Here is a 25,576-nt window from a genome sequence, read left to right on the forward strand (position 1 = left end):
CCCGGGGCGCGACGGCTTACGCCGATGTCGACCCTTACGTTACCCGGGTTCGCATGATGTCCAAGCTTCGTTCGATGATTGTCTGGTCCGTCGTTTTCTTGCAGGTCTGGTCGCCAGTGCTGGCGCAGACCCTGCCGATCACGGTCGACAGAAGCGTGGCGGGCGCCAAGCCTGCCGTGGGCGTGACCAATGGGGTGCCGGTGATCAACATCGCGCCGCCCAGCGCAGGTGGCGTGTCGAACAACCGCTACACACAGTTCAGCGTGGGCCCGTCCGGCGCGGTGCTCAACAACAGCGGCGGCGCCAGCCAGACGGAGCTGGCGGGGCAGGTGGCAGGCAACACCATGCTGGGCAACCAGCGCGCAACCACCATCCTGAACCAGGTCACCGCGCCGAACCCCTCGCAATTGCTGGGCACGTTGGAAGTGGCCGGCAACCGCGCCAACGTCATCGTCGCCAACCCCGCCGGTATCACCTGCAACGGCTGCGGCTTCTTGAACGCCGACCGCGCCACATTGACGACCGGGCGTCCGCAGATCGGTACGGATGGACGTATCGGCTTTGACATTGCATCGGGCAACATCCGCGTCGATGGCGCCGGGCTGAACGGCGCGAACCTTGGCCAGGTGGATCTGCTGGCCCGCACGTTGGAAATCAACGCAGGCGTGTGGGCCGACAGGCTCAGTGTCACGGCCGGCGCTGCGCGGGTCGATTACGAGACGGGCGTTGTGTCCGCACGAGCCGGGCAAGGCGTCACGCCCGAGGTGGCGCTGGACACGGCCGCGCTGGGCGGCATGTACGCCAACAGCATCCGGCTGATCGGCACCGAGGCCGGCGTAGGCGTGAACATCGGCGGCAACCTGGTGGCGCTGACGGGCGACCTGCACGTCAACGCGGCGGGAGACGTGCGCATTGCGTCCAGTGGCACCGTGCAGGCGGCGGGCGCGCTTCAGGTCGACAGCGGCCGGGACCTTGCCGTGCAGGGAATCGCGCAGGCCGCGGGCGCGGCCACGTTGACCGCGCGCCGCGATGCAACCATCTTGGGCGCGGTCGGGGCTGGCGGACCGTTAAGCGTGCAGGCGGGCAAGAATGTGATTGTCGGCGCGCAAGGCAGTTTGCTGACGCAGGACGCATTGAGCGTGGTCGCCGCCAGGGATCTGGTGCTGTCGGTTCACTTGCTGACGGCGGATCAGAACATCCGCGCGGTGGCCTCACGCAATCTGAGGATGACTGGCGCGCAGGTTCCCGCAGTTCAGCCCGGCGCGGGCGTGGCGAATGGCAGCGGCAATAGCAGCGGCAATAGCAGCGGCAACAGCAACGGCAACGGCAACGGCAATAACCCCGGCAACGGCGGTACCGGCAACGACAACGGCGGCAACGGGGATGTGGACAAGCCTGGAAAGGGCGCATCGGCCAGCATTGCGGCATCCGGCAAGCAGGCAAGCGGGGCGTCGGAAACTCCCGGCGTCGTTTCCGCCAAGGCAGGCGTCTCGCTGCAAGCCGGGCGCGACCTGGTACTGCCGCGACAGGTATACACGTCTGGCACGTTGTTGGCCCAGGCAGGCGCCAACATGGTTTCCGAAGCGGGCGCGCAGGCACAGTCGGCAAACGGTATGACGATGCGCGCGGGCGCAGACGCCAATCTGGCGGGCACGGCCTTGACGGATGGCGCACTGTCGATCGACGCGGCGCGAAATCTGCGCATGGAAGGCAGCGCGCTGGCCTACGGCGCAGGCCTTGATCTTAAGAGTGGAAACGATCTGCGGCTTGGCCAGGCCAGCCGCGCGCAGGGCAAACGCATCGTGGTGGACGCCGGCGGCGATGTCCGCACGGGCGGTGAAATGGTGTCCGAGGGAACCGTCGACCTGAAGGTGGGCGGCAACGCTCTGCTGACAGGCGCGCTGAGCGGCAATCAAGGCGTGGCCGCGCGGGCGGCTGGCACGATGGGTATCACCGGCGCGGCAGGCGCCGCACAAGGCGCACTGACGCTGACGTCGGGCGGTGACCTGTCCATTGGCGGTAGCGGCAGCGTACAGGCCAGCGGTCCGGTCACATTGCATTCCAAGGGCGCCTTGAATGCGGCCGGCACGGTGTCATCCATGGCGGCGCTGACGGCGCAGGCCGCGCATGACGCCAAGGTCGACGGCAAGCTGTTGGCAGGCGGCTCGTTGCAGCTTCAGGCTGCGGGCCAGATGGCGGCAGGCGCGAATGCACGGCTGCAATCCGAAGGGGCGATGACGCTGCTTGCCGGTCAGGACTTGTCCTTGGCGGGCGAAGCGGAAACCAATGCGGGCCTGAAGTTGGATGCCGGGCGCGACTTGCGCATCGATGGTGCGGCGCGCGCTTACTCCGGCGCGCTCTCGATGAACGCGGGCAATGCAGTGCAGCTGGGCAAGACCAGCCGTGCGCAAGGCGACGGCGTATCCGTGCGAGCGGGCGGCGATCTTGTCGCTGATGGCTCGGTGGGTGCGCGCGGCGACATGGCATTGACGGCGGGCGGGGACGCGCGGGTCGGCGGTCAGGCGCAGGCCACGGGCAAACTGAACCTGCAAGGCGCGGGCAATGTCACGGTCGGCCAGGGCGCAAGCATCGACGCTGAACGCAGCGCGGTCGTCAAGGCGGGGCAAAACATCCTGATCGCTGGCGCGCTGCGCAGCAATGACGGCAATCGCGTTGAAGCCAAGGGCGCGTTGCGTCTGGATGGCGAAACGTCTGCCGCGCAAGGCGGGCTGGAGATGCTGGCGGGCGGTGACCTGTTGGTCGGCAAGCAGGGCAAGGCCGTGGCGGGCTCGACCTTGCGTGGCGAAAGCGGCGGCGTCCTGAGGATGGATGGTGCGCTGTCCAGCAAGGGCGCGCAAACACTGGCGGCGGTGCGCGACATCGCCGTGGGCGGGCAACTGCTATCCGGCGACACGCTGTCATTACGCGCGGGCCAGGACTTGGGCGTCCGCGCGGCCGCACAGCTGCAATCGGCCACCAACATGGCCTTGAACGCAGGGCGGAACGCAGATCTGTCGGGCACGGCTACCAGCGACGGCGCGATTGTGATCAACACGGTGCGCGACCTGAACTTTGACGGCGCGGCGCAGGCGTACGGTGGCTCGCTTGACTTGAATAGCGGCAACGATCTGCGTTTGGGTGAAAGCAGCCAAGCTCAGGGCGTAGGCGTTGCCGTGGCCGCCGCGCGCGACCTTTACACAAACGGCGACGTATCCGCCGTGGGCCCGGCGGTGCTGACGGCGGGCAATCGAGCAATGCTCGGCGGCAAGCTTGGCGCCGATGGTGATCTGACGTTGCGGGCGGCGGGTGCGGCCCACGTCACCGGTGCATTCGAAGCCACCGGCAGCGCGGCCTTGGCAGGCGGTGGCGATGTTGGGCTGGCGGGTAGCCTGCGCAGCAACCTGGGCACGCAAGTGAACGCGCTGGGCAAGCTGGATCTCACCGGCACGGTGGATGCGGCGCAGGGCGCAGTGACCCTGGCGTCGGGCGATGACCTGTCCATTGGCACAAGCGGCCGCGTCAATGCGGCAGGGCCAGTGGCCTTGCTTGCCGGGGGCGCGCTGAATGCGGCGGGCACGGTGTCGTCGTTGGCAGCGCTGACGGCGCAGGCGGCACGTGACGCCACCATCGACGGCACACTGCTGGCGGGCGGAAATCTGCTGCTTCAAGCGACCGGCATGGTCGCGGCAGGTGCCCATGCGCGCCTGCAATCGGAAGGGGCCATGAACGTGCGTGCCGGCCAGAATCTGGCCATGGCGGGCGAAGCGCTGGCCAACGCGGGCATCACCCTGGACGCGGGTAACGATCTGCGCGTCGACGGCGCGGCGCGAGCCTACGCGGGCGCGCTGACCCTGAACGCGGGCAAGGCGCTGCAACTGGGCGAGTCCAGCCAGACTCAGGGCCAGGGCATATCGGCGCAGGCGGGCAGCGATCTGTACGCGGCAGGCACGATGGGGTCGCGCGGTGCGATTGAATTGGCTGCGGGCCGCGATGCGCGAGTGGACAGCACTGCGTCGGCCAGTGGCGACGTGTCGCTTGTCGCCAAGCGCGATCTGGACATGGGCCGGGCGGCGCAATGGGAAGCCGAGGGCGCGTCGCGCGCGACAGCGGGCAACGATATAACGCTATCTGGCGCATGGCGGGGCAACGGCGACATCAACGTGGCCGCCATCGGCGCACTGACGGTGGATGGCGAAATGGCTGCCAGCATTGGCGGCCTGGACCTGAGTGCGGGGCGCGACCTGTCGGTTGGCGCCTTGGCGCGCATTGCGGCGGCCGGGCCCGCGCGTGCAAAGACGGACGGCAACCTTCATGTGGCGGGCAAGGTCAGCTCATTGAAGACGTTGACCTTGCAGGCTGCGCGCAACGCAAGCATCAGCAATCAGCTTTACGCGGGTGGCGCGCTGGACGTGCGGGCGGGCCATGCGTTGACCGCGGCGGGCGGATCACACCTTCAGTCCGATAGCGCACTGGCGCTGCAAGCGGGTCAAGATCTGAACATCGCCGGGACCGCGTTGTCCGAAGGCGGCATGGCGCTGTCGGCCGCGCGCGATCTGCGCGTAGAGGGCAATGCGCTGGCCTACGGCGGCACGCTGGCGTTGAAGAGTGGCGATGATCTGCTGCTGGGCTCGGGCAGCCAGCTGCAAGGGCAGGGCGTTCACGCGCAGTCGGGCCGCGACCTTGCCGTCAATGGTGTGCTGGTGTCCAAGGGCGATGCGCAATTGCGGGCCGGCCGGGATGTCGGGGTCGACGGCAAGGTGGGCGTGGATGGCTCGCTGAACATGGCTGCAAAGAACGACGTGCGTGTCGGCACGCTGGGGCAGTTGGAAGCCTCCGAGAGCGCGCGAATCCAGGCGACGGGCGCGGCGACAATCGCAGGCGCCGTTCGCGGCGATCAAGGCGCGTTGATACAGAGCGGCGGCGCAATGGCGCTGACGGGCACGGCGGCGTCGGCGAAGGGTTCATTGCAGTTGATCGCCGGACAAGAGATGGTGCTGTCGTCTGACAGCCGAGCGCTGGCGGGCGGCGCTTTGCTGGCGCGCGCGGGCGCTTCGCTCATGGCGGCTGGCACGATGTCATCACTGACGGATCTGGTTCTGGATGCGGCGTCCAACATCACGCTGGCAGGCCAGAATCTGGCGACGGGCTCGATCAGTGCAAAGGCCGGCGCCGGCCTGACTGCCTTGGTGGGCTCGCGGGTGCAGGCGGATGGAACCGTAGTGATCCACGCGGATAGCGCGGCGTTGTCCGGCGCGCTTGTCGCCGGACAGTCGGCGCAGTTGCGCACGCAGCACGATTTGACGGTGGACGGCACTGTGCTGGCCGATACGGGCACGCTGTCTGTCAGCAGCGGCGGCAACATGACGCTGGGCGGCGCAAGTGAACTGCAAGCGAGCGGAAAACTGATTGCCAAGGCCGACGGGAAGCTGCTTGCAGCGGGTACCGTTTCCAGCGAAACCGACATCGCCCTGACTGCGGGTACGGACGCTGAATTGCATGGCAAGACGGTCGCCAACGGAACTCTTGAAATCGATGCCGCCGGAAATCTGACGGTAGCCGACAAGGCCCTGGCGCAAGGCAGCCGCAAGTTGCTGATGGCTGCGGGCCAAGACTTGCGTATCGCTGGCACGGCAGGCACTGCAAACGGCGCGGTCACCCGGGACGCCATGGGCGGCACGCTGCGCGCGCAGGCCGGTGGCGATCTGGTCATTACAGACACGGGCACGGTTACCGCAGGTTCCCCCGTCGCATTGAAGGCGGGCCGCAACATCCGCATTGACGGCATCGCGACCGCCCTGGCGGGCGCGCTGCAAGCAGACGCCGGCGCCAAGCTGCAAGTGGGGGCGGCCGGCAGGATGCAAGCTTCCGACGGCCTTGCCGCAAGTGCGGGCGCCGATCTGGATACCGACGGCGTCATTGCCGCTGGCGGCGGCCTCACGCTGGCTGCGGGCGGTAGCGCCCGATTGGGCGGCGTCGTGGCGGCGTTGGGCGAGCGCGCGGCAGGTGATGCGCTGATCTCTGCACAGCATGACGTGGTCGTGAAGCAAGGCGGACAGGTCCAGGCCGCTGGGGCGCTGAGCGCACGTGCAGGTCAAGACCTGAGCGCCCTGGGCGTATTGAGTTCGGTAGCGGACATGGCGTTGGCCGCCGCGCGCGATGTGCGAGTGGACGGCACCGCGGCTTCCGATGCGAACCTGACACTTACCGGACGTAACGTAACCGTCGCCGCGTCGGGTCTTGCGCAAGCAGGCGGCGCACTGGCCGCCACCGCGCAACGCGCCATGTTTGCCGCCGGCCGCATGTTGGCCGGACATACGCAAACCCTGATCGCGGGTGACCACTTGACGGTAGACGGCACGGTTGCCGCGCTGAATGGTGACCTGACGCTGACTTCGCGGCAAGGCGATCTGGTATTCGGCGCGGCATCGACCGTACAGTCCAGCGGCGCGTTGTCGGCTGATGCCGGCGCTGCGTTGCGCACGCAAGGTTCGCTTGCTGCGGGCCAGGGCATGCGCCTGCAAGCGGGCACGGATGCCGCGCTGGGCGGCATCGCCGCAACGCAGGCGGGCGATCTGAACGCGCGCGCGGCGGGCAACCTGGCGGTTGCCGCAGACGGCCGCCTTCAAGCGGCCGGCGCACTGGAATTGGTGGCCGGCGGTACGTTGGCCAACGCGGGCGTTGCGTCCGCACAGCAAGACGCTCGCCTGAACGCGGGCGCAGCATTGTTGAATCAGGGTTCGGTCCTGGCGGGGGGTGACGTGCTCGTCGCCACGCCGGGCGTGCTGACCAACGCCGGCCGTTTCGTGGCCGGCATGGACGGCGACGGCGTCCTTAACCAGCCCGGCAGCCTGACGCTGACGGCGGGCGACCTCATCCATCACGGCACCAGTCTTGCTGGCAAAGACCTGACGCTTACCGCAGGCCGCCTGGATCTTGCGCACGGCACGCTGTCCGCATTGGGCAACGTCACGCTTGCCACGCCGGGCGATATCGACACGCGCAATGCCGTCGTGCAAGGCGGCGGCTTGGATATCACCGCCGACAATCTGCACAACCAGGCAGGCAAGCTGACCTCGACCGGCGCTGCGACCCTGACGTTGGGGGGCAAGCTCGACAACACCGACGGGCTCATCGCCGCGGCGGGCGACTTGAACATCGCCGCCGCCACGGTCGTCAACCGCGCGGGCACGTTGGCTGGTGGCAATTTGGTGCTCAAGGCGGATGGCGCGCTCGACAACCACGCCGGTCTGATCCAGGCCGATAACGCACTGACATTGACGTCGGCCTCGCTGGACAACACCGCCACGCTGACAGCGGATCGTGCAACGCCAAAGGGTGTGCTGGGCAAGGTGATCGCCATTGTGGCGGACCGCGTCGACAACCAAGGCGGCTCGATCCAGGCAGGCGAGGACCTGACCCTGACCACGCGGGAATTGGATAACCAGGGCGGCGAGGTGGCCGCGCAGGGCAACGCCCGCATCGTGGCCGACACGTTGAAAAACGGCCAAGGCAAGCTGCTGGCGGGCAACAGCCTGACCGTCATCGCGCAGGTCTTGCACGGCCTGGGCACACTGCAATCGGCGGGCGATCTTACCTTTCAATATGCGGGCGCGTTGAATCAGACGGGCGACCTCTCCAGTGGCCGCGACATGAACTTGTCCTTGGGCGGCGCGCTGCACAACAGCGCCACCATCAGCGCCGGGCGTGACTTGAGCATCAAGGCGGACTCGCTGGTCAACCAGGCCAGCGGTCAACTTCTGGCCGGGGGCACCAATACGCTCAACGTCGCGCAGGGCTTGACCAATGCAGGGCTGATCGATGGCGCCGCCACGCACATCAACGCCGGCCGCGTGGATAACCTTGCCCGCATCTACGGCGACAAGGTCGCGATTCATACCCAAACACTCGTCAACAGTGCAGGCGTGGGCGGCGGCGCCGTCATCGCGTCCCAAGGCGCCATGGACCTGGGCGCGGCGACGCTCGTGAATCGCGAGCACGCGCTGATCTATGCCGGTGCGGATCTTGCCATCGGCGGCGCGCTGGATGCCGGCGGCAACGCGGCAGGCCAGGCGGGATCGCTGCTGAACACGGGTTCCACCATCGAAGCGGCGGGCGATGCCCGCATTTCGGCGGCGTCGCTGTTGAACCAGAACGCGGGCTACACCAGCCAGACCGTGCAGGTTGCGTCGCAGTCAAAGGTGTACTTCACACCGGCCGGCAGTACCGACATGTACGACGCCGAGACGCACTGGTTGTGTGACGAGGTCACGCCCCAGTGCAGCAAGGACCCGGCTTGGCTGGACGACGATCCCGAGCGCATGTTCCTGCTGCCGTCCGACAAATACCCGGCGGCGCGCTACGGCCCGCCGTTCGACTACACACCCGGCGGAAGGCGCCAGGCGGGTGTCAGCGCGCCGATTGCACTGGCCTTTACCCCGGCCGACGTCGCTTGCAGTGGCGGCGACGCCGGAGGCGGATGCTGGGACGTGCCCGAATGGTTCGGCTATGGCACCGACGCGCGCATCTGGTCGGTGTTCGGCGTCACACCGCCGACGGGCTCTTTGCCTGTGTGGGTTCCCCCGGAAGCTCCCTGCTTTACCAACAGCCCCGCATGCCTTGCGGAAGCCGCGCGCCGCAAAGCCTTTGAAGCGGCCTATGCCGCTTACACGGAGCCATACAAAGCGCTGGACGCGCGCATCCGCGCATTCAACGCCGATTTCAACAACCGGCTGGTTGGCACGCTGACCTATTACCAGGTCAACGAAACGGTCACCGAGACGCGCACGCTGTCCTCGGACCCGGGCAAGATCCTGTCCGGCGGCGCAATGACGTTGGCCGGCACGGTCACCAACGACAAGAGCCAGATCGCAGCGGGCGGGGCGCTGCATGTAGCGGGCCCGGCCATCAACAACATCGGCGCGGGCGGACAGCGCACCGTGACGCGCCAAGGCACGGCCACGGTTTCGCAGGCGCGCTCCAAGGACCGCAAGGAATACTCCAGCCCGTACACCGCCACTCTGGCGGGGCAGGCCATTGAACTGCCTGTGGGAACCTCGGGTGGATACACCAGCGTCACGCTTGACGGATCGGCGCCCGGCGCCACGGGCGTCGGTAAGCCGGGACCCGTACTGGTCGCCAGCCTGGATCTGCCCGGTGGGGCGGTGGTGCGCACCGTTTCAAACCCGGCCAGCATCCCCGACAACCAACTGTTTGCAGTGGACAAGCGCCCCGACGCGCCTTACATCGTCGCCACCGATTCGCGCTTCATCGGCCAACGCCCCACCGTGTCCAGCGACTATCTGTTCGACCTGCTGCGCCAGCCAGATGCGCTGCCGGGAACCACGGTAGCGGGCAGCGCAGGGGCAGGTGCCGGGCTTGCCGGTCAGCACGCTGACAAGCCTGCCGATCCCAGCCACGTCCAGGCCACCATCGGCAAGGGCGCCGTTACGTCGCAGGGGCCGGCAGGCCCCGCAGTAGGCGGTGGTTCGAGCGTAGACGCGCAGCGTCTTGACGCCCCGACGGCGTCCGCGGCCGGTAACACGGTGCTGGCCAACGGCAGCACCGTAACAGGCAACCCCGTGCAAGACGCCAAGACGCTGTCTGGCGCGCGGCTGGCGGGCTGGGACGCTCTGGTTCCGCCCGGCGCCAAGTTCCTGACGCCTTCGGGTCAACCCAAGCGACTGGGTGACGGATTCTACGAGCAAAAGCTCGTATCCGATCAAATACTCGCCACGACCGGTCAGCGCTTCCTGGGCCGCTTCAGCGACAACGACAGCCAGTACAAGGCCTTGATGGCCGAAGGCGCCAAATTCGCCCGCGACCACAACGTCAAGGTGGGTGTTGCGCTGACTGAAGCCCAACAACGCCAGCTAACCAGCGATCTGGTGTGGCTGGTGGCCGAAACGGTCACCCTGCCTGATGGCAGCACAGAAACCGCATTGGTGCCCAAGGTCTACCTGGTCGTGCGAAAAGACGACTTGAAAGGCGACGGCACGCTGATGGCCGGACGCGACGTCAAGCTGGCGGCGGACGGTGATATCAACAACAGCGGCACGATCGGCGCGCGCCATGCCACCGTCATGAGCGCATCGAACATCGTCAACCAGGCAGGCGGCCTGGTCCAGGGCGCCACCGTGGATCTTTCCGCGCGCACCGACCTGACCAACCTGGTGTCGCTGATCAAGGGAAATTCCGTCGCACTGAAGGCGGGGCGCGATATCGCGCTGACCTCCACATCCGCGTCGGAGAATCACGGCGCGACGTGGGGTTCACACATCTCGGGCGTCTCTCGTGTGGACGCCGGCAACCTCAGCATGCAGGCAGGACGCGACGTCACCTTGACGGCGGCGCAGGTGGCCGCCAAGGACGGCGTGCGGGTGCAAGCGGGCCGGGATATCAATCTGGCCACGCTGGAGGAAAGCCATGGCGAATCGCTGGTCCTGAACAGGAAGAATCGGCATGACCTCGCCACCAGCAAGGAAATCGGTTCGAGCATCGATGCGGGCGGCAACGTCACGTTGATCGCGGGGCAGGACGTCAACGCGCGAGTGGCTGATGTTACGGCCGGTGGGCAATTGGCCGTTGGCGCAGGCCGCGACATCAACCTTACCGCCGGAGTGCAGAGCGGCTCGGCCTACGACGAAACGCACTACAAAACCCGTGGCTTCCTGTCGTCGAAGACCACGCATACCAAAGCGGCTCTTGACTGGGAACATTCCTTGGCCACCACCTTCACCGGCGACACCGCCGTGCTGATGGCGGGACGCGATCTGACCGCGGCGGGCTCGAACGTTGGCGCGCAGAAGGACCTGGTGATGTCGGCCGATCGCGACGTCAACATCCTGGCCGGCCAGAACGCCGAAGACGGCTACGACTACAAGATGGTCAAGAAGTCTGGCTTTGGGGCCATGGGTGGTTTCAGCTATGGCACTCGGCAGCAGACGGATTCGCTTGATAGCAAGAAGGTCTTCCACAACGCCAGCACCGTCGGCAGCGTCGAAGGCGACGTGCTGATCAACGCAGGCGGCGCCCTCAATATCACGGGCAGCAACGTCATTGCGCGGCAAGGCGACATCACGCTGATCGGCAAGGAAGTCAAAATCGGCGCGGCGCTGGATACCACGCAAGAGAAGGAATTCCACGAGATCAAGCAGACAGGGTTGACGCTTACCGCGAGCAATCCTATTGTCAGCGCCGTACAGACTGGTGCACGGATGGCTGACGCTGCGGGCAGGACGGACAACGCTGTTATGAAGGGCCTGGCAGGCGCTACGACTGCCTTGGCAGCCGTCAACGCCTATGACGCCGTTCAGGCGTCCGCCAAAGCCGCCGACGCGGCGGAAGCTGCCAAGGCCGGTTCATCCAACGCGGTCGACCAGGTCGGAGGCGTGAGTATCAAGCTGAGCCTGGGCACCAGCAAGAGCAGCAGCACGACCGACCGTAGTTCGTCTAGCGCCCTCGGCTCGACGGTTGCGGCCGGCAAAGACCTGACCATCGTCGCGCAAGGAGCTGGCCAGGACTCGGACATCACTGTCACGGGATCGAACCTGTCTGCTGGCAACAATGTGGTACTCAAGGCCGAAGGCGACATCGTTCTGCAGGCCGCTCGCAACGCGTTCGAGCAGAAAACCGACAGCAAGAGCAGCAGTGCCAGTATCGGCATCGGCTACTCCACCGGCGGCTCGCAGAATGGCTTCACGCTTGAACTGGGCGCCTCGGTTGGACGCGGCGAAGCCAACGGCCGCGACGAAAGCTGGACCAACAGCAACGTCACCGCGGGGAATGTGCTCGCGATGCAGTCTGGCGGCGACACCACGTTCAAGGGCGCGGCGGGCCGCGCTGAACAGATCATCGCGTCGGTCGGTGGAAACCTGCTACTTGAGAGCCTGCAAGACAGCAGCAAGTACGACTCCAAGAACAAAAGCGCGGGCTTCGGGCTGAGCCTTTGCATCCCGCCGTATTGCGTGGGTTCGAGCAGCGTGTCCGCCAATGCCAGCACCGGCAAGATGAACAGCGACTTCAAGTCCGTCACGGAACAGACGGGCTTGTGGGCCGGCGACGGCGGCTACCAGATCGACGTCAAGAACAACGCCAAGCTGGTAGGCAGCGTCATCGCCAGCAGCGACCAGGCGGTGGCCGATGGCTTGAACAAGCTCACCACCGGCACGCTGGTCACTGAGGACATCAAGAACACCGCGAAGTACAGCGGCAGCCAAGTGTCGATTGGGGCGGGCTTCGGATTTGGCGGAGATGCCAAGCCGAGCGAATCGGGCCTGGGTACTACCAAGGGCGGGCAGGTGGCTGGCGGTGCAACGAAGGAGCACGGCACGTCGGTCTCCACGGGCAGCAGCGGCTTCGGCATGGGCACGCCGGTGGTGGTGGCGGCCAGCGGCAACAGCAGCTCGACCACGCAAAGCGGCATCAGCGGCGGCACGATCGTCATTCGTGACGAGGCGGGGCAGTTGGCGCTGACCGGCAAGACGGCCGCGGAGACAATTTCGTCGTTGAACCGGGACACGACGGATACGTTGAATGCGCTGAAGCCGATCTTTGATAAGGAGAAGATCGAAGCGGGATTTGAGATCGCGTCGGAAGCTAGCCGGCAGGTTGGGCAGTTTTTGACGAATCGGGCGAAGGAGGCGGATGCGCTGAAGAAGGCGATGGATGCCGAGACGGATCCCGCGCTCAAGGACGATCTCAAGGCCCGGTATGACGAAGCGGCAAAGTGGGGGCCGAATGGCGAGTATCGGCTTGGATTGACCGTCTTTTCAGCAGCTGCTGGGGGGAACGTTACGGGAAGTGCGGGGCAATTCGTGCAGTCCGCCGCGGCGAACTACCTGCAGGCGTTGGGCGCAGGCAAGGTGAAGCAGCTTGCGGACACGTTGGACAGCGAGGCGGCCCGGACGGCATTACAGGGATTGGTGGGCTGCGCTGGAGCCGTCGGTCAAGGAAGCAATTGTGGTGCTGGCGCAGCCGGGGCTGCGGCGAGTGTCGTACTTAGCAACCTCATTCAGGGTCTTTCGGGGCAAGGTGCCAAGGACCTAACGGCGGAGGAGAAAGAGTCACGAGTCAATCTGGTCGCCAGTCTCGTCGCGGGCCTCACCGTAGCACTGGGTGGAGATACTGCTGTTGCGACCCTAGCCGCCCAGATCGAGACCGAGAACAACTACTTCGGACAAAGATCCGAGGGTTTCAGGCCGTCCGAACAAAGGCAATTTGATGCGGCGATTGCTTCTTGCGGTCCTGGAAATCCTGAGAGCTGCGCCCGGGCGCGTGAGCTTGCTGGTATATCGGAGCAGAAGGACAAAGAGCTGGCGAGCGCATGCGTTGTCCCGGCCTCCTCTTTGTGCCGTGCCGCCGTCCAGTTAGCGGTGGCCAGCGGCAATGTAGTGTTCTTCGATAAACAGGGAAAGCCAACTGCAGTTCCTGCCGACTCGCCTGTTATTCAAGTCACGCCTGATCCTAGGGATGGAACGTTCCATTACTCCCTAGCGGCGAGTGTTGCCGAGGCTTGGGCGATTGATGCAACCGGCTTTGCATTGGGCGGGGCGATTGCAACGCTTCGAGCAAAAGCGGTCGCTGCAAAAGCGGAAGCTCTGCTTGCGGCAAAGGGTGGAATGGGTTCGGCAGGCAAAACGGTAGTAACTTCTGGAGGTGCTGCCAATTCTGCGACGGGTGCAAAACTTGCCGATGATCTTGCTTCAAAAATGGTCAAGCCACAAGTTTCAGACTCGAAACTTGCCGGGCTAATGGACGATTTATATCGTGATGGGGCGAAAATTGGGACGGGTAGCACAGCCGATGCTGTTCGTTACGAAATTAGGACGGGAAGCCCAGTTGGGGGAAGACTCCATACCCAAAAAGCTAAAGATTACTCGGCTGCGCTTCAGAAATGGTTGAATTTCAATCCGAATGCGTCCTTTAGTGATCGTTCGGCAGCGCAGAATGTCTTGCGCGATCTTCATAATGCTCTGCAGGGAAAATGATGGAAGAAGTGCATACAATTTTTTTGAATAATTTGACCCGTATTCAGGCTATCCATCAAGCTAAGGTGGCCGCTGTTCAGTATTGGGGAGATGATATTCCACTAACCGTTTTGTTTGCGGAATTGGGACGAGCTATCGTCAGTGAATTCGAGAAATTCTCGCATGAAGAGCGGGCTTATGTGTTTGATGTAGTAGAGCAGGGAATGAATTCGTCCGATGCTGTCCTCAGTACCGCTGTCGCAACAGGTTTGCTCGAGGCTATAAGCGCGAAAATTTCTAAAGACCCAAATCTTGATCGAAAATTGGATAGTCAACTTGGAACGGTGTCGAAGAAGTACTTAAATGATTGGAGCAACTGGCACACCTCTAAGTGATTATTCCTGACTGTGTGGCGGGAAAGTTCACCACCCAGTCTGACTGTCTTGTGGTTTGTTCTCGCCCTGCATTTTTGGGCAGATTGCCCCTTAAATTTAAAGTGTCAGACTGCATGGTAATTAAGGGAAGCATTGATGCCAATGCTTTGCAGAAGCTCGCCAATATTCCCAGAGCCGGTCGATTTTTGGATGCAAGGACAGGGCATATCAACGTCATTGAGGAAGTCGAGGGATGGTTGATTCGAATTCACCCTTGAACTAGGGCGCCTAGGTCGGACGCGGAAAGGCCAACGGCCGCGATGAAAGCTGGACCAACAGCAATATCACGGCAGGCAACGTACTCGCCATCCAGTCGGGCGGGGACACGACATTGAAGGGCGCGGCGGGCAAGGCCGACCAGATCATCGCATCGGTCGGTGGCAACCTGCTACTTGAGAGCCTGCAAGACAGCAGCAAGTACGACTCCAAGAACAAGAGCGCGGGCTTTGGCGTGAGCCTGTGTATCCCGCCGTACTGCTACGGTTCAAGCAGCGCATGGGCCAACGCCGGCGCCGGCAAGATGAACAGCGACTTCAAGACGGTCACTGAACAGACGGGCTTGTGGGCAGGCGACGGCGGTTTCCTGATCGACGTCAAGAACAACACCACCTTGCTCGGCAGCGTCATCGCCAGTAGCGACCGCGCGGTGGCGGACGGCCTGAACAAGTTGACGACGGGCACGCTGGTCGCGCAGGACCTGAAGAACACCGCCAAGTACAGCGGTAGCCAGGTGTCGATTGGTGGAGGCTTCGGGTTTGGCGGAAGCGCCAAGGCGGGCGACTCAGGGCTGGGCACGACCAAGGGCGGCCAGGTAGCCGGCGGCGCATCGAAGGACGCGGGTTCGTCCATCTCGACAGGCAGCAGCGGCTTCGGGATGGGAACGCCGGTGGTGGTGGCGGCCAGCGGCAACAGTAGTTCGACCACGCAAAGCGGCATCAGCGGCGGCACGATCGTCATTCGAAGCACGGCGCTGAATTTGGGGCAAAGTCATCAGCCGAGTATTTGCAGGTGGGCAAGGACATTATGCAAAGCGGGGATAAAGTTCAATATCTATACAAAGGCGAAATGCGAACTGGCTACGTTCAGTTCATGGGTAACTCGTCCCGTGGCGATGCGAAATATGGATTTGTAGGAGCTAATTCTGATGGCACCATTACTACAATTCATGTGGAAAGTGGTAAGAGCTTTTGGAAGATGTTGAATGGCAATCCCGCAGACAAAACCATAAGTCCTGTACCATGATTTACTCAGTGCTTGTTGATGGCATCAGTCCTGAAGTTGAGGAGGAGGTTTCGATCGTTGTCTGCGGTCAGCGGTTTACCTGCTTTGCAAGCTATCTTCCCTATCAGCTCGAGGTGGGGCGAGTGTATCGGGCAGAGTTATTAACTATGGTTTTTGATGAGTATATTATTCAAGAAATTTCTCATGCTGAACCTGCAGTCGTTAGAGAAGGAACAGGCTATTCATACAGAATTATCGGCGAGCTGAGGGATGGCTGTTTGCGCTGTGGTGGGTTGACTTTCTGTGATGAGATTTTGCTGGCGGATTTCGGTTTCCTTGAGGGAAAGCTGATTTCATGGAAAATCGATAGGTTAGATATTTCGTTTGTCTGAGTTTTCTTTGATGCAAAAGCAACTGATGGCACTGCCGGAAAGGTAGATGATCTAGCTACTAGTGGCTTAAGTTCAGCGTCAAACCTTCCAAGTGGAATAGGTCTTGGTGGTTTCAAGGTCGGCTGAAGTGCAGACGATATCACCGCTATAAATTCACGGTTTGGCGGTTCGGTTTCAATCAGAGAGGTTGATGCGGCTATTGCAAATACTGCCAATTTTGAGGGTTTTTATAATAAAGCTGAATCAATGGTCAGGGATATTTCTGGCGGGCATCTGATTGATAATGGAAATAAACGAACTGCTGCTGAAGTGGTTGTGAGGTTGATTATAAAAAACGGCGTGGAGGGTCAGCCAAAACAAATGGTTTGGAGTGTTCTGGATAAGGTTGCGACGGGGAAGCTAACTAATGTCCAAGATATTTCAAAAGCACTAAGAGGCCTGGATTAATGTCTTTCAATCGTTGCGCAGGGCGCGGGCAAGGACTCGGGAATCACCGTCACGGGGTTGAACCTGCCTGCTGGCAACAATGTGGTGCTCAAGGCCGAAGGCGACATCCTGCTGCAAGCGGCGCGCAATGCGTTTAAGCTGAAGACGGACAACAAGAGCAGCAGTGCCAGCATCGGCATCGCCTACTCCACTGGCGGCTCGCAGAATGGCTTCACGGATGAACGAATAAGGTGTCAGACTACATTTTCACTTAGGCCATCGCCGGAAAATGTAGTCTGACACCTTATTTTCTGACACCTTATTTTCACGAGCTTTACTGCAGGAAATTATGGACTCTAAACTGCCGGTCGGGGACCCGCGGGGAGTGCCAGGAGCTCTTCGCTGGGATGTCCAAGGCACAATGAATGGAAGCAAAGGTACGTATGAGCTAGTTGTAGATCCTAAGACTGATACGGTGCTTCACTTTCTATTCAAGAGTGGGGGTTAATTGTGATGCATGTTGGCTTTAAATTCGATTTGACAGCAAGTCCTCTTGCTGGGCGGTTGATCTATCGGAGTTCGGAATACTCAGTGGATTTTATTGATTGTTCTCGCGAAGAGGTTGCCTTAAGTGCCGGAGCGAAAGGGTGCTGCTCTTTAGCAGTTGGCACTCTCCAAATTGAAGTGGGCGTCGAGACAGGACGGTTGCTTTACCCATGGGGGTTGTGCAATTTAGCGCATTTAGAATCGAAATGTATACCCATTAAAACCATAGAGCGTGCGGGTATTTATATTGATTCTGGAGGGGTCGAGTTGGCCGTTGGCGCGGCGGTTGAACTTCCCGGCTCGATCTGCTGGCGGATGTTCAAGGATGTGGCTACAGGTTGGATCTGCATTGGTAATTTCGACATGAGCGCCAAAGTACGCCTTATTCAGTTTGCAACGAATGCGATGATCTCGCTCTGTGGTGAGGCGGTAATTGCGGTATGGATTAAACCTGAAGTAGAACCGTAAATTAGTTTTCGTGACTCTGTAGGGGCAAAGGCGGCTGCGTGTCATTCGTGATGGCACTGGCCAAAGTGTCCTGACCAGAAAGACGGCTGCGGAATCGATCGCGTCGTTTATTCGGGCTGCACGAAATTAATCTGTCAGCCTGCATTTCCTGATTGTCGACTCCCAACGGAAAGAAAATCTGAGCAAGATTGCGGCCTAGGACTCAAGATTAGCTGCTGCTGTAAACGGCAGTGGAACGAAAAATCCGAATTTCTCTATAGGACTGATTAGGAGGAGCAATGCGTGCTGTTATAAAAGGTATCTCTAATGATATTGTTGATATTGAGACCTATTTCCCAGAGAGCGTAGACAATTTTTCTTTGAGTCTTCGTGTTCGAATTGGGCTGGATTGTACAAAAGGGGCAGATGATTTTGAGCTTTTCGTCTGCACGCCAAAGTGGCTAGAAGAAACAGTATGGGAGGCTCGTTGGGGTAGAGGTCTATTAATTGTTCGAGAATATAATTTTTCTACTATTAATGGTTTGATTCACGACTATGTTAGTCGCTGTGAGGGAGATAGCTGGGAGGATATCGTGAGACAGCTAGGAAAGGTATTTTCCTGGGAATTCGATGATTATCAAGCCTAGTGGCTAGTGCAGTTGGTTAGTTTATCCAGAGACTCTACGGATAAAGCATCAAATATATAAATCAGGATAAAGAATTAACTGTCGCGCTAGAGATCTGAGTAGGTAATCGCCCAGACGGGCGGCGGCCTGCGTCGGCCACGATTAAGAGCGACTTCAAGTCCGTCATGAAGCAGACAGGCCTGTGGACCTGCCATGGCGGCTATCAGACCGCCCGGTACTACGCCGCATGCATCGCCTAGTGGCGCCTTCGGCTTTGACAACAGCACTTACAGGGGCAACCGCAGAAGTCGCAAAAGCGTTCCCGTTAACTACTTGCTAGGATTTAACGGCCTCTAATCAAGTGCCTCGAACAAATACCAGCGCCATCCCGTCCGCTTTCCGCCAGTTCCCCGCCACCCTCCCGCCCCTCAAGCCCCCCGCCGATAAAGCGCCAACGTTCCCGCCAGTCCAATCATCAACCCCCCACAAACCCGATTCAGCCAGCGCAGTCCCGACCCCTGAAACGCCCGCACCAGTTGCGCGCCCAGCGTCGCATAAACCAGCATCGTCAATATATTGATCGTCGCCAGCACGCCTGCCACGATGGCGTATTGCATTAACAGCGGCGCTTGCGGGTTGATGAATTGCGGCAGAAACGCGGACATAAACAACAGCGCCTTGGGATTGGTCAGCGCCACCAGGAAGCTGCGCATGCCCAGCGCCAACCCGACCGGGCGGGCGTCGGCTGCCGAGGCCGATGATGGCAAGACCAGTGCCGAATCCGATCGCAGCATCTTCCAACCCAGATAAGCCAGATACGCCGCGCCCACCCATTTAATAATCTGAAAGGCGACTTCCGACGCCGCCAGCACCACGCCCAGGCCGGACGCCACCGCGCCGACCAACATCAAATCCGCCAGTACCGCACCCGCCATGCCCCAACTGGCGGCGCGCACGCCGTGGCGCGAGCCGTTGCTCATGGCTAGCAGGGTGGTAGGGCCCGGCGTCACGATGGCGACGGCCGAAGCCAGGATGAACAGCAGCAGCGTGGCGGTGGTCATAAAGGGCTCCCGGGGCAGCGGCAAGTTTGACGCGCGGGCCGCCATTCGTCCAGGTGCGGCTACCATATCGGTCTTATCCTTTGAATTCCCACCATGTCCACGCGTTCCGACTCCCCCAATCTTGCCCCCCCGCTTTCCTCCGTTCTTCTTTCCAGCGCGGGGGTGGTCGAGGGCGTGCTGGACGGCCGTTCCTTGACGGACGCGTTGACCGACGTCAGTTCCGCCCTGCGTCCGGCCACTCAGGCCGTGTCTTTCCACGCGATGCGCTATCTGGGTTGGGCTGATGCCGTCGGCCGTGAACTGGTGCAGCGCTATCCCAGCGTGCTGTTTGAATCGCTGTTGCTGGTGTCGCTGACCTTGCTGAAAGAAGAGGGCGACGCCGCCGCGGCGCTGCCCGGCATGCCGGTGTATGCGGCGCACACGGTGGTGGACCAGGCCGTGACGGCCGCCTCCAATACCCGCAGCTTGTCGTCATTCAAGGGCATGCTGAATGCCTGCCTGCGCCGTTTCCTGCGGGAGCGTGCGGCGCTTGAGGCCGCCGTGGCCGACAGCCCCGAGGCGCAATGGAACCATCCCGGCTGGTGGGTCAAGCAGTTGGGCGTGGCCTATCCGCAGCAATGGCGCGAGATCCTGGAATCTGCCAATGTGCCGGCGCCGTTGACGCTGCGCGTGAACCGCCGCCGCGCGACCCGCGAACAGGTGCTGGCCGCTTTTCAGGCGGCAGGGTTGGCGGCGGAGCCGGTGGGCCAGTCTGGTCTGGTGCTGGGCAGCCCCAAGCCTGTGACCCAGTTGCCGGGTTTTGCGGAAGGGTGGTGGTCGGTGCAGGACGCGGGCGCGCAGTTGGCGGCCGAACTGCTGGCCCCCGCTGACGGCATGCGGGTGCTGGACGCCTGCTCGGCGCCCGGCGGCAAGACAGCGCATCTGCTGGAGCTGGCCGACATCGATCTGGTGGCGTTGGATGCCGACGGTGAACGCCTTGAACGCGTGGAAGAGAACCTGGGCCGCCTCGGTCTGGCTAGCAACCGTGTGCAGTTGCAAGCCGCCGATGCCGCCGATCTGGACGCCTGGTGGGACGGCAAGCCCTTTGATGCGGTGCTGGCGGACGTGCCGTGCACGGCCTCGGGCATCGTGCGCCGGCATCCCGACATCCGCTGGTTGCGCCGTGAAAATGACGTGCGCCGCACTGCCACGCTGCAAGCCAAGATTCTGGATTCGCTGTGGCAAACCGTCGCGCCCGGCGGCCGGCTGCTGTATGTGACGTGCTCGGTGTTCCCGATCGAGGGTGCCCGCCAGGCGCTGGAATTCATGCAGCGTCATCCGGAAGCCGAGCGGCTGGACGCGCCGGGCCAGTTGCTGCCAGTTGCGCTCAATGCAACACCCGCCGAGCAACATGACGGGTTTTTCTACGCCTTGTTTGCCAAGCAGTCCTGAATCACCAAGAATAGGGGCATGACGGTGTTTCGGTGTCGTATGTCCACTATTTCGCGTTTATTTCTTGGGTTGTTGCTGGTATCTGCCTTGCTTTCGTTAGTGCCGGGCGGCGAAGTTTATGGCGCCGAGCCCAAGGTCACCCGGGTTGAACCGGCCGTGCGTAACGGCAAGCTCGAGATCGACGCGGACATCGAATTTGAATTGAACCAGCAGTTGCGGGACGCGGCCCAGCGCGGCGTCCCGCTTTATTTCACCGCCGACCTCACCATGACGCGCGAGCGCTGGTATTGGTTCGACAAGTCCCTGGTGGACACGTCGCGCACCTGGCGGGTGGTCTACAACGCCCTGACCCGGCAATGGCGCGCGGGCGTGGGCGAGCTGTCTTTCCCCGTGGCCTCGCTGGATGACGCGATGAGCGTCATCCGCCATATCCGCAACTGGCCGGTGGCGGATGCCGCTGATTTTGACCAAGGGGTACTGTATGGCGGGCAATTGCGTTTGCGCCTGGACACCTCGCTCTTGCCCCGGCCGTTCCAGGTCAACGCCTTGAATAGCAGCTCGTGGGCGCAGGGGACTCCCTGGATGGACTTCTCGTTCATGCTGAGCGACAAGGAGAAAGATCCCTCATGAGGCTGTTGCTTCGGCTGGCCCTGATGGTGGGTGCCGTAAGCGGCCTGGCTTTGCTGGGCTTGCTGGCATGGTCCACGGGCAATGCCTCGCGCTTTGCGCGGTATTACGACACGCTGCTGGTGTTGAACGGCATCTTCGCCCTGGCGCTGTTTGTCTGGGTGGTGGCGCTGACGGTGCGGCTGGCCCGGCAGATCCGGCGCCGGCAATTCGGCGCGCGCCTGACCGCGCGCTTTTCACTGGCTTTTGCGCTGATCGGCGTCGTCCCGGGCGCCCTGATCTACACCGTGTCGGTGCAGTTCATGTCGCGATCCATCGAATCCTGGTTCAACGTGCGCGTGGACACGGCGCTGGAAGCCGGCCTGAACCTGGGCCGCGCCGCGCTGGATTCGCTGTTGGCTGACCTGGATGCGCGCGCCCGATCAATGGCGATGGAGCTGAACCGCAGCACCGACAGCGGAATAACCTTGGCCCTGACCCGCTTGCGTGAAGCCAATGGCGTGCAAGAGGCCATGGTGTTCACGGGCAGCGGCCGCATGATCGCGTTTTCGACCAGCCAGTACGGGCAGCTGCTGCCCGCGATGCCGCCGTCGACCGTGATGAACCAGTTGCGTCTGGCGCGCGGCTATTCGGCGGCTGAAGCCGATGACCCCGTCACGCCCGGCGTCGAGGGCGGCCTGCATCTGCGCGTGGTGATTCCGCTGACCGGGCCTGAGCGTTACGACAATCTGTTGGGCGCTGCGTCCGAACCGCGCTGGCTGCAACTGCTGCAACCCGTGCCTGAGCAAATCGCGCACAACGCCAATCTGGTGCAACAAGGTTTCCGTGATTACCAGGAACTTGCGTTGTCGCGGCTGGGCCTGCGCAAGCTCTACGGCATTACGCTGACGCTGGCGCTGCTGCTGGCGGCATTCGGCGCCATCGCCGTGGCGTTGTCGCTGTCCAAGCGGCTGGTGCGTCCGCTGCTCAGCCTGGCGGGCGGTACGCAGGCGGTGGGTGTGGGGGATTACCGGCCCCTGCCGGAACCCCCGGAACGCGACGAAGTCGGCCAGCTGACGCGGTCGTTCAACGCCATGACGCGGCAACTGGATGAGGCGCGGCGGATGGTCGAAAGCAATCGCCAGCAGCTGGAGCGGTCGAACGTTTATCTGGAAAGCGTGCTGTCGAACCTGTCTTCCGGTGTGCTGGTGTTTGACGAGTCGTTCCGCGTGACCACCGTCAACCAGGGCGCCCAGACCATTTTGGGCGCGGACCTGCGTTCGGTGATTGGCCGGCCGCTGGAGACGGTGGACGGCATGCTCGAATTCGCCAACATCGTCCGGCAGGCGTTTTCGACGCACGCGGCGGTGGGTTCCGAGCGTCAGCACTGGCAACAGCAATTTGAAATCGGCCCCGCTCAGGGGGGCGCTCCCACGGCGCCGCATCCGCTGACCTTGCTGGCTCGCGGCACCCATCTGCGTGTGGATGGGCGCGGCAACGGGTATCTGGTGGTGTTCGACGACATCACCGAAGTGATCTCCGCCAACCGGACCGTGGCCTGGGGCGAAGTGGCGCGCCGGCTGGCGCACGAGATCAAGAACCCGCTGACGCCGATCCAACTGTCGGCCGAGCGCCTGGCCATGAAGCTGGAAGGCAAGCTGCAACCGGCCGAGGCCCAGATCGTCACGCGGTCCACGAATACCATTGTGAATCAGGTGGCGTCGCTTAAGCAGATGGTGGACGATTTCCGCGAATATGCCCGCACGCCGCCGGCCGTCATGCAGCGCATTGATTTCAACGCGCTGGTGGCCGACGTGCTGTCTCTATATGGCTGGGAGCCCGATGGCGCGGCGTCTCGCCATGTGGGCAAAGCGCTGAACCTGGACGTGAAGCTGGAGCCGGGCCTGCCCGAAATTGAAGGCGACCCCACCCAGTTGCGCCAGGTCATACACAACCTGCTGTCTAATGCCCGCGACGCGATTGCCGAGCTGGGCGGCGAGGGCCGGGTCAGCGTCACGACCCAGTTAATGCGCAGCGAACAGCCCGACCGGGCCGATCAGCAGGCATTGAGATTTACCGTTGCTGACACCGGCCCGGGCTTTCCGGCGCAGGTGATGCAGCGCGCGTTCGAGCCCTACGTAACCACAAAGTCCCACGGGACTGGGTTAGGATTGGCAATCGTACGCAAGATTGTGGAAGAGCATGGCGGACGTATCGACCTTGCCAACCGCAAGGAAGGAGGCGCGCGGATTTCCATCTTGTTGACCCGGTTGGCTCCCGGGACAGACACTATGGACGCGACCGCGCAAGAAAAGGATAATGCGGCTACGCAATAGGTGGATGCTTTATGGCCAGAATTCTGGTGGTTGACGACGAAGTCGGTATACGCGAGCTTTTGTCGGAGATCCTTTACGACGAAGGACACACGGTCGAACTGGCCGAAAACGCGGCGCAAGCGCGCGCCGCACGCCTTCGCATGCGTCCTGATTTGGTGTTGCTGGACATCTGGATGCCCGACACCGATGGCGTGAGTTTGCTGAAGGAGTGGGGCTCGCAAGGCCTGCTCGACATGCCGGTGATCATGATGAGCGGCCACGCCACCATCGATACGGCAGTCGAAGCGACGCGCATCGGCGCCATGGATTTCCTGGAAAAACCGATCACGCTGCAACGTCTCTTGAAGACCGTTGCGGCGGGTTTGGCGCGCGGCCGCGCGCCGCATCCGGCGCCGGTTGCCGCACATCCTGCCGCCGCCAGCGCCACCGTGGCGCTTGAAGACGAGCTTGATCCCCCCGTGCTGACGACGGCGCCCGCCAATGACGCGCCGGTGGCGTCCAACGGGCTGCTGGGCAGCATTTCGCTGGATCAGCCGCTGCGGGAAGCGCGCGACGAGTTCGAACGCATCTATTTCGAATACCACCTGGTCCGCGAAAGCCACAGCATGACGCGTGTGTCGGAACGCACCGGGCTGGAACGTACTCACCTCTACCGCAAGCTCAAGCAATTGGGCATCGAGTCGGCGCGCAAGCGCAGCACATGAAAATCCTGATCATGGGCGCTGGTCGCGTAGGCACCAGCGTGGCCGAAAACCTGGTGTCCGAGGAAAACGACATCACCGTGGTGGATTCTGATTCCACGCAGTTGCAGTACCTGCAAGAACACTTCGACTTGCGGGTCGTCCATGGCGACGGCTCGCAAGTGTCGGTGCTGGAAGCCGCTGGCGCCGCCGATACCGACCTGTTCATCGCCTGTGCGGCCTCTGACGCCGCCAACATGGTGGCGTGCAAGATCGCCCGCCAGCTGTTCAACATCCCCCGCCGCATTGCCCGCATCCGCTCCGCCGAATTTCCGGAGCACCCGGAATTGATGAGCGAAGACGGCTTCTGCATCGACGCCCTGATCAGCCCCGAACGCAGCGTCACGACCTATCTGCACAGCCTGATCGAATTCCCCGAGGCCTTGCAGGTCGTCGAATTCGCCGAAGGCCGCATCAGCGTTGTCACCGTGCGGGTCGGCCACGGCAGCCCGATGGCGCATTCGTCCGTCGACAAGCTGCGTGATGTCTGGCCCGACGTGAAGGCGCGCGTGATTGACGTCTTGCGCGGCGGACGCCCGTTGAGGGCGGGCAGCGGCACCGTGATCGCCCCGGGCGACGAAGTCGTGCTGGTGGTGGATTCGCGGGATGCGCGCCGTGCCGTGCGTCAGTTGCGCGATGCCGAGCGCGCCGTGCGCCGGGTGATGATCGCGGGCGGCGGCAATATCGGCCTGCGTCTGGCGCGCCAGCTGGCCGAAGAAAAGTACAGCGTCCGCATCATCGAGCGCGACCTGAAGCGTTGCGAATACCTGGCGACCCAGTTGCCCGACAGCGTGCTGGTGCTGCATGGCAGCGGCACGGACGAGGCCCTGCTGGAACGCGAAAATATCGAAGACATGGATACCTGGCTGGCCCTGACCAGCGACGACGAAGACAACATCATGTCGTCGTTGCTGGCCAAGCGGCTGGGCGCCCGCAAGGTGATCGCGCTGATCAACCGGCAGGCGTATGGCGAGCTGATGCAAGGCAGCCATATCGACATCGCCGTGTCGCCGTCGCAGGCGACGATGAGCGAACTGCTGCGCCATGTGCGGCGCGGCGACGTGGCAGCCGTGCACCGGCTGCGCCAAGGCGTGGCGGAAGCGCTGGAGGCCATCGCCCACGGCGACCGCTCCACCTCCAAGGTGGTGGGCCGGCCGGTTGGCCAGATCAGCCTGCCCAAGGGCGCCAGCATCGGCGCTCTGGTCCGGGGTGACGAAATCATCATGCCCGACGCCGACACCGTTATCGAAACGGACGACCACGTGATCGTCTTTGTGCCCTCGCGCCGGCAGATGCCGCGCGTGGAAAAGCTGTTCCAAGTCTCGGCGTCCTTCTTCTGATGCGCG

General features: G+C 62.6%; 12 protein-coding genes and 1 pseudogene. 12 read left to right on the forward strand and 1 reads right to left on the reverse strand.

The genetic code is table 11. The features are described 5' to 3' along the window. The first annotated feature begins 53 nt into the window (after positions 1 to 53). From HV765_RS31735 to HV765_RS29135, 7 genes and pseudogenes are all read left to right on the forward strand, one after another. Positions 54 to 13,985 (forward strand): two-partner secretion domain-containing protein, encoded by a 13,932-nt coding sequence (locus HV765_RS31735; RefSeq protein WP_217483402.1) that lies wholly within the window; start codon positions 54 to 56, stop codon positions 13,983 to 13,985. Next, complete coding sequence (locus HV765_RS29110; protein ID WP_175171742.1) at positions 13,982 to 14,359, forward strand: DUF7674 family protein; 378 nt, start codon at positions 13,982 to 13,984, stop codon at positions 14,357 to 14,359. Before HV765_RS31735 ends, HV765_RS29110 begins: the two co-directional genes overlap by 4 nt. Before the next feature lie 286 nt (positions 14,360 to 14,645). Further along, positions 14,646 to 15,530, forward strand: a pseudogene (locus HV765_RS29115) (hemagglutinin repeat-containing protein); the annotation flags it as partial. Positions 15,531 to 15,585: 55 nt separating this feature from the next. After that, positions 15,586 to 16,011, forward strand: coding sequence for a hypothetical protein (locus HV765_RS29120; protein WP_217483403.1), 426 nt, complete (start codon positions 15,586 to 15,588; stop codon positions 16,009 to 16,011). A 456-nt stretch (positions 16,012 to 16,467) separates the two neighbouring features. After that, positions 16,468 to 16,737, forward strand: coding sequence for a hemagglutinin repeat-containing protein (locus tag HV765_RS29125; protein WP_175171756.1), 270 nt, complete (start codon positions 16,468 to 16,470; stop codon positions 16,735 to 16,737). Positions 16,738 to 17,028: 291 nt separating this feature from the next. Beyond that, the gene (locus tag HV765_RS29130; RefSeq protein ID WP_175171744.1) at positions 17,029 to 17,451 is read left to right on the forward strand and encodes a hypothetical protein; all 423 of its coding nucleotides are present in this window, start codon (positions 17,029 to 17,031) and stop codon (positions 17,449 to 17,451) included. 278 nt (positions 17,452 to 17,729) lie between these two features. Next, positions 17,730 to 18,077 carry an immunity 8 family protein gene (locus HV765_RS29135; protein WP_175171745.1) on the forward strand — a complete coding sequence of 116 codons (348 nt, stop codon included), beginning with the start codon at positions 17,730 to 17,732 and terminating at the stop codon, positions 18,075 to 18,077. Between the two features lie 407 nt (positions 18,078 to 18,484). On the opposite strand, the gene HV765_RS29140 is transcribed toward HV765_RS29135, so the two are convergent. Beyond that, entirely contained in the window at positions 18,485 to 19,117 is a 633-nt protein-coding gene (locus HV765_RS29140; RefSeq protein WP_175171746.1) for a LysE family translocator, read from the reverse strand. Between the two features lie 93 nt (positions 19,118 to 19,210). On the opposite strand from HV765_RS29140, the gene rsmB reads away from it, so the two are divergent. Genes rsmB through trkA form a run of 5 tightly spaced genes read left to right on the forward strand, consistent with a single transcriptional unit; the run spans position 19,211 to position 25,570 of the window. After that, entirely contained in the window at positions 19,211 to 20,548 is a 1,338-nt protein-coding gene (rsmB, locus tag HV765_RS29145) for a 16S rRNA (cytosine(967)-C(5))-methyltransferase RsmB (RefSeq protein WP_175171747.1), read from the forward strand. Positions 20,549 to 20,587: 39 nt separating this feature from the next. Continuing rightward, entirely contained in the window at positions 20,588 to 21,178 is a 591-nt protein-coding gene (locus HV765_RS29150) for a DUF4390 domain-containing protein (protein ID WP_156336368.1), read from the forward strand. After that, the gene (locus tag HV765_RS29155; protein ID WP_175171748.1) at positions 21,175 to 23,490 is read left to right on the forward strand and encodes a sensor histidine kinase; all 2,316 of its coding nucleotides are present in this window, start codon (positions 21,175 to 21,177) and stop codon (positions 23,488 to 23,490) included. Before HV765_RS29150 ends, HV765_RS29155 begins: the two co-directional genes overlap by 4 nt. Positions 23,491 to 23,501: 11 nt before the next feature. After that, complete coding sequence (locus HV765_RS29160; protein ID WP_054420624.1) at positions 23,502 to 24,194, forward strand: response regulator; 693 nt, start codon at positions 23,502 to 23,504, stop codon at positions 24,192 to 24,194. Next, the gene (trkA, locus tag HV765_RS29165; RefSeq protein WP_175171749.1) at positions 24,191 to 25,570 is read left to right on the forward strand and encodes a Trk system potassium transporter TrkA; all 1,380 of its coding nucleotides are present in this window, start codon (positions 24,191 to 24,193) and stop codon (positions 25,568 to 25,570) included. The genes HV765_RS29160 and trkA overlap by 4 nt, the downstream gene beginning before the upstream one ends. Positions 25,571 to 25,576 lie beyond the last annotated feature (6 nt).

This window comes from Achromobacter kerstersii (assembly GCF_902859595.1).
Lineage (GTDB): Bacteria > Pseudomonadota > Gammaproteobacteria > Burkholderiales > Burkholderiaceae_B > Achromobacter > Achromobacter kerstersii.

Coding starts and splice junctions, on each gene's coding strand:
- HV765_RS31735 (WP_217483402.1), top strand. CDS start 54: ATGATGTCCAAGCTTCGTTCGATGATTGTCTGGTCCGTCGTTTTCTTG.
- HV765_RS29110 (WP_175171742.1), top strand. CDS start 13,982: ATGATGGAAGAAGTGCATACAATTTTTTTGAATAATTTGACCCGTATT.
- HV765_RS29135 (WP_175171745.1), top strand. CDS start 17,730: ATGCGTGCTGTTATAAAAGGTATCTCTAATGATATTGTTGATATTGAG.
- HV765_RS29140 (WP_175171746.1), bottom strand. CDS start 19,117: ATGACCACCGCCACGCTGCTGCTGTTCATCCTGGCTTCGGCCGTCGCC.
- rsmB (WP_175171747.1), top strand. CDS start 19,211: ATGTCCACGCGTTCCGACTCCCCCAATCTTGCCCCCCCGCTTTCCTCC.
- HV765_RS29150 (WP_156336368.1), top strand. CDS start 20,588: ATGTCCACTATTTCGCGTTTATTTCTTGGGTTGTTGCTGGTATCTGCC.
- HV765_RS29155 (WP_175171748.1), top strand. CDS start 21,175: ATGAGGCTGTTGCTTCGGCTGGCCCTGATGGTGGGTGCCGTAAGCGGC.
- HV765_RS29160 (WP_054420624.1), top strand. CDS start 23,502: ATGGCCAGAATTCTGGTGGTTGACGACGAAGTCGGTATACGCGAGCTT.
- trkA (WP_175171749.1), top strand. CDS start 24,191: ATGAAAATCCTGATCATGGGCGCTGGTCGCGTAGGCACCAGCGTGGCC.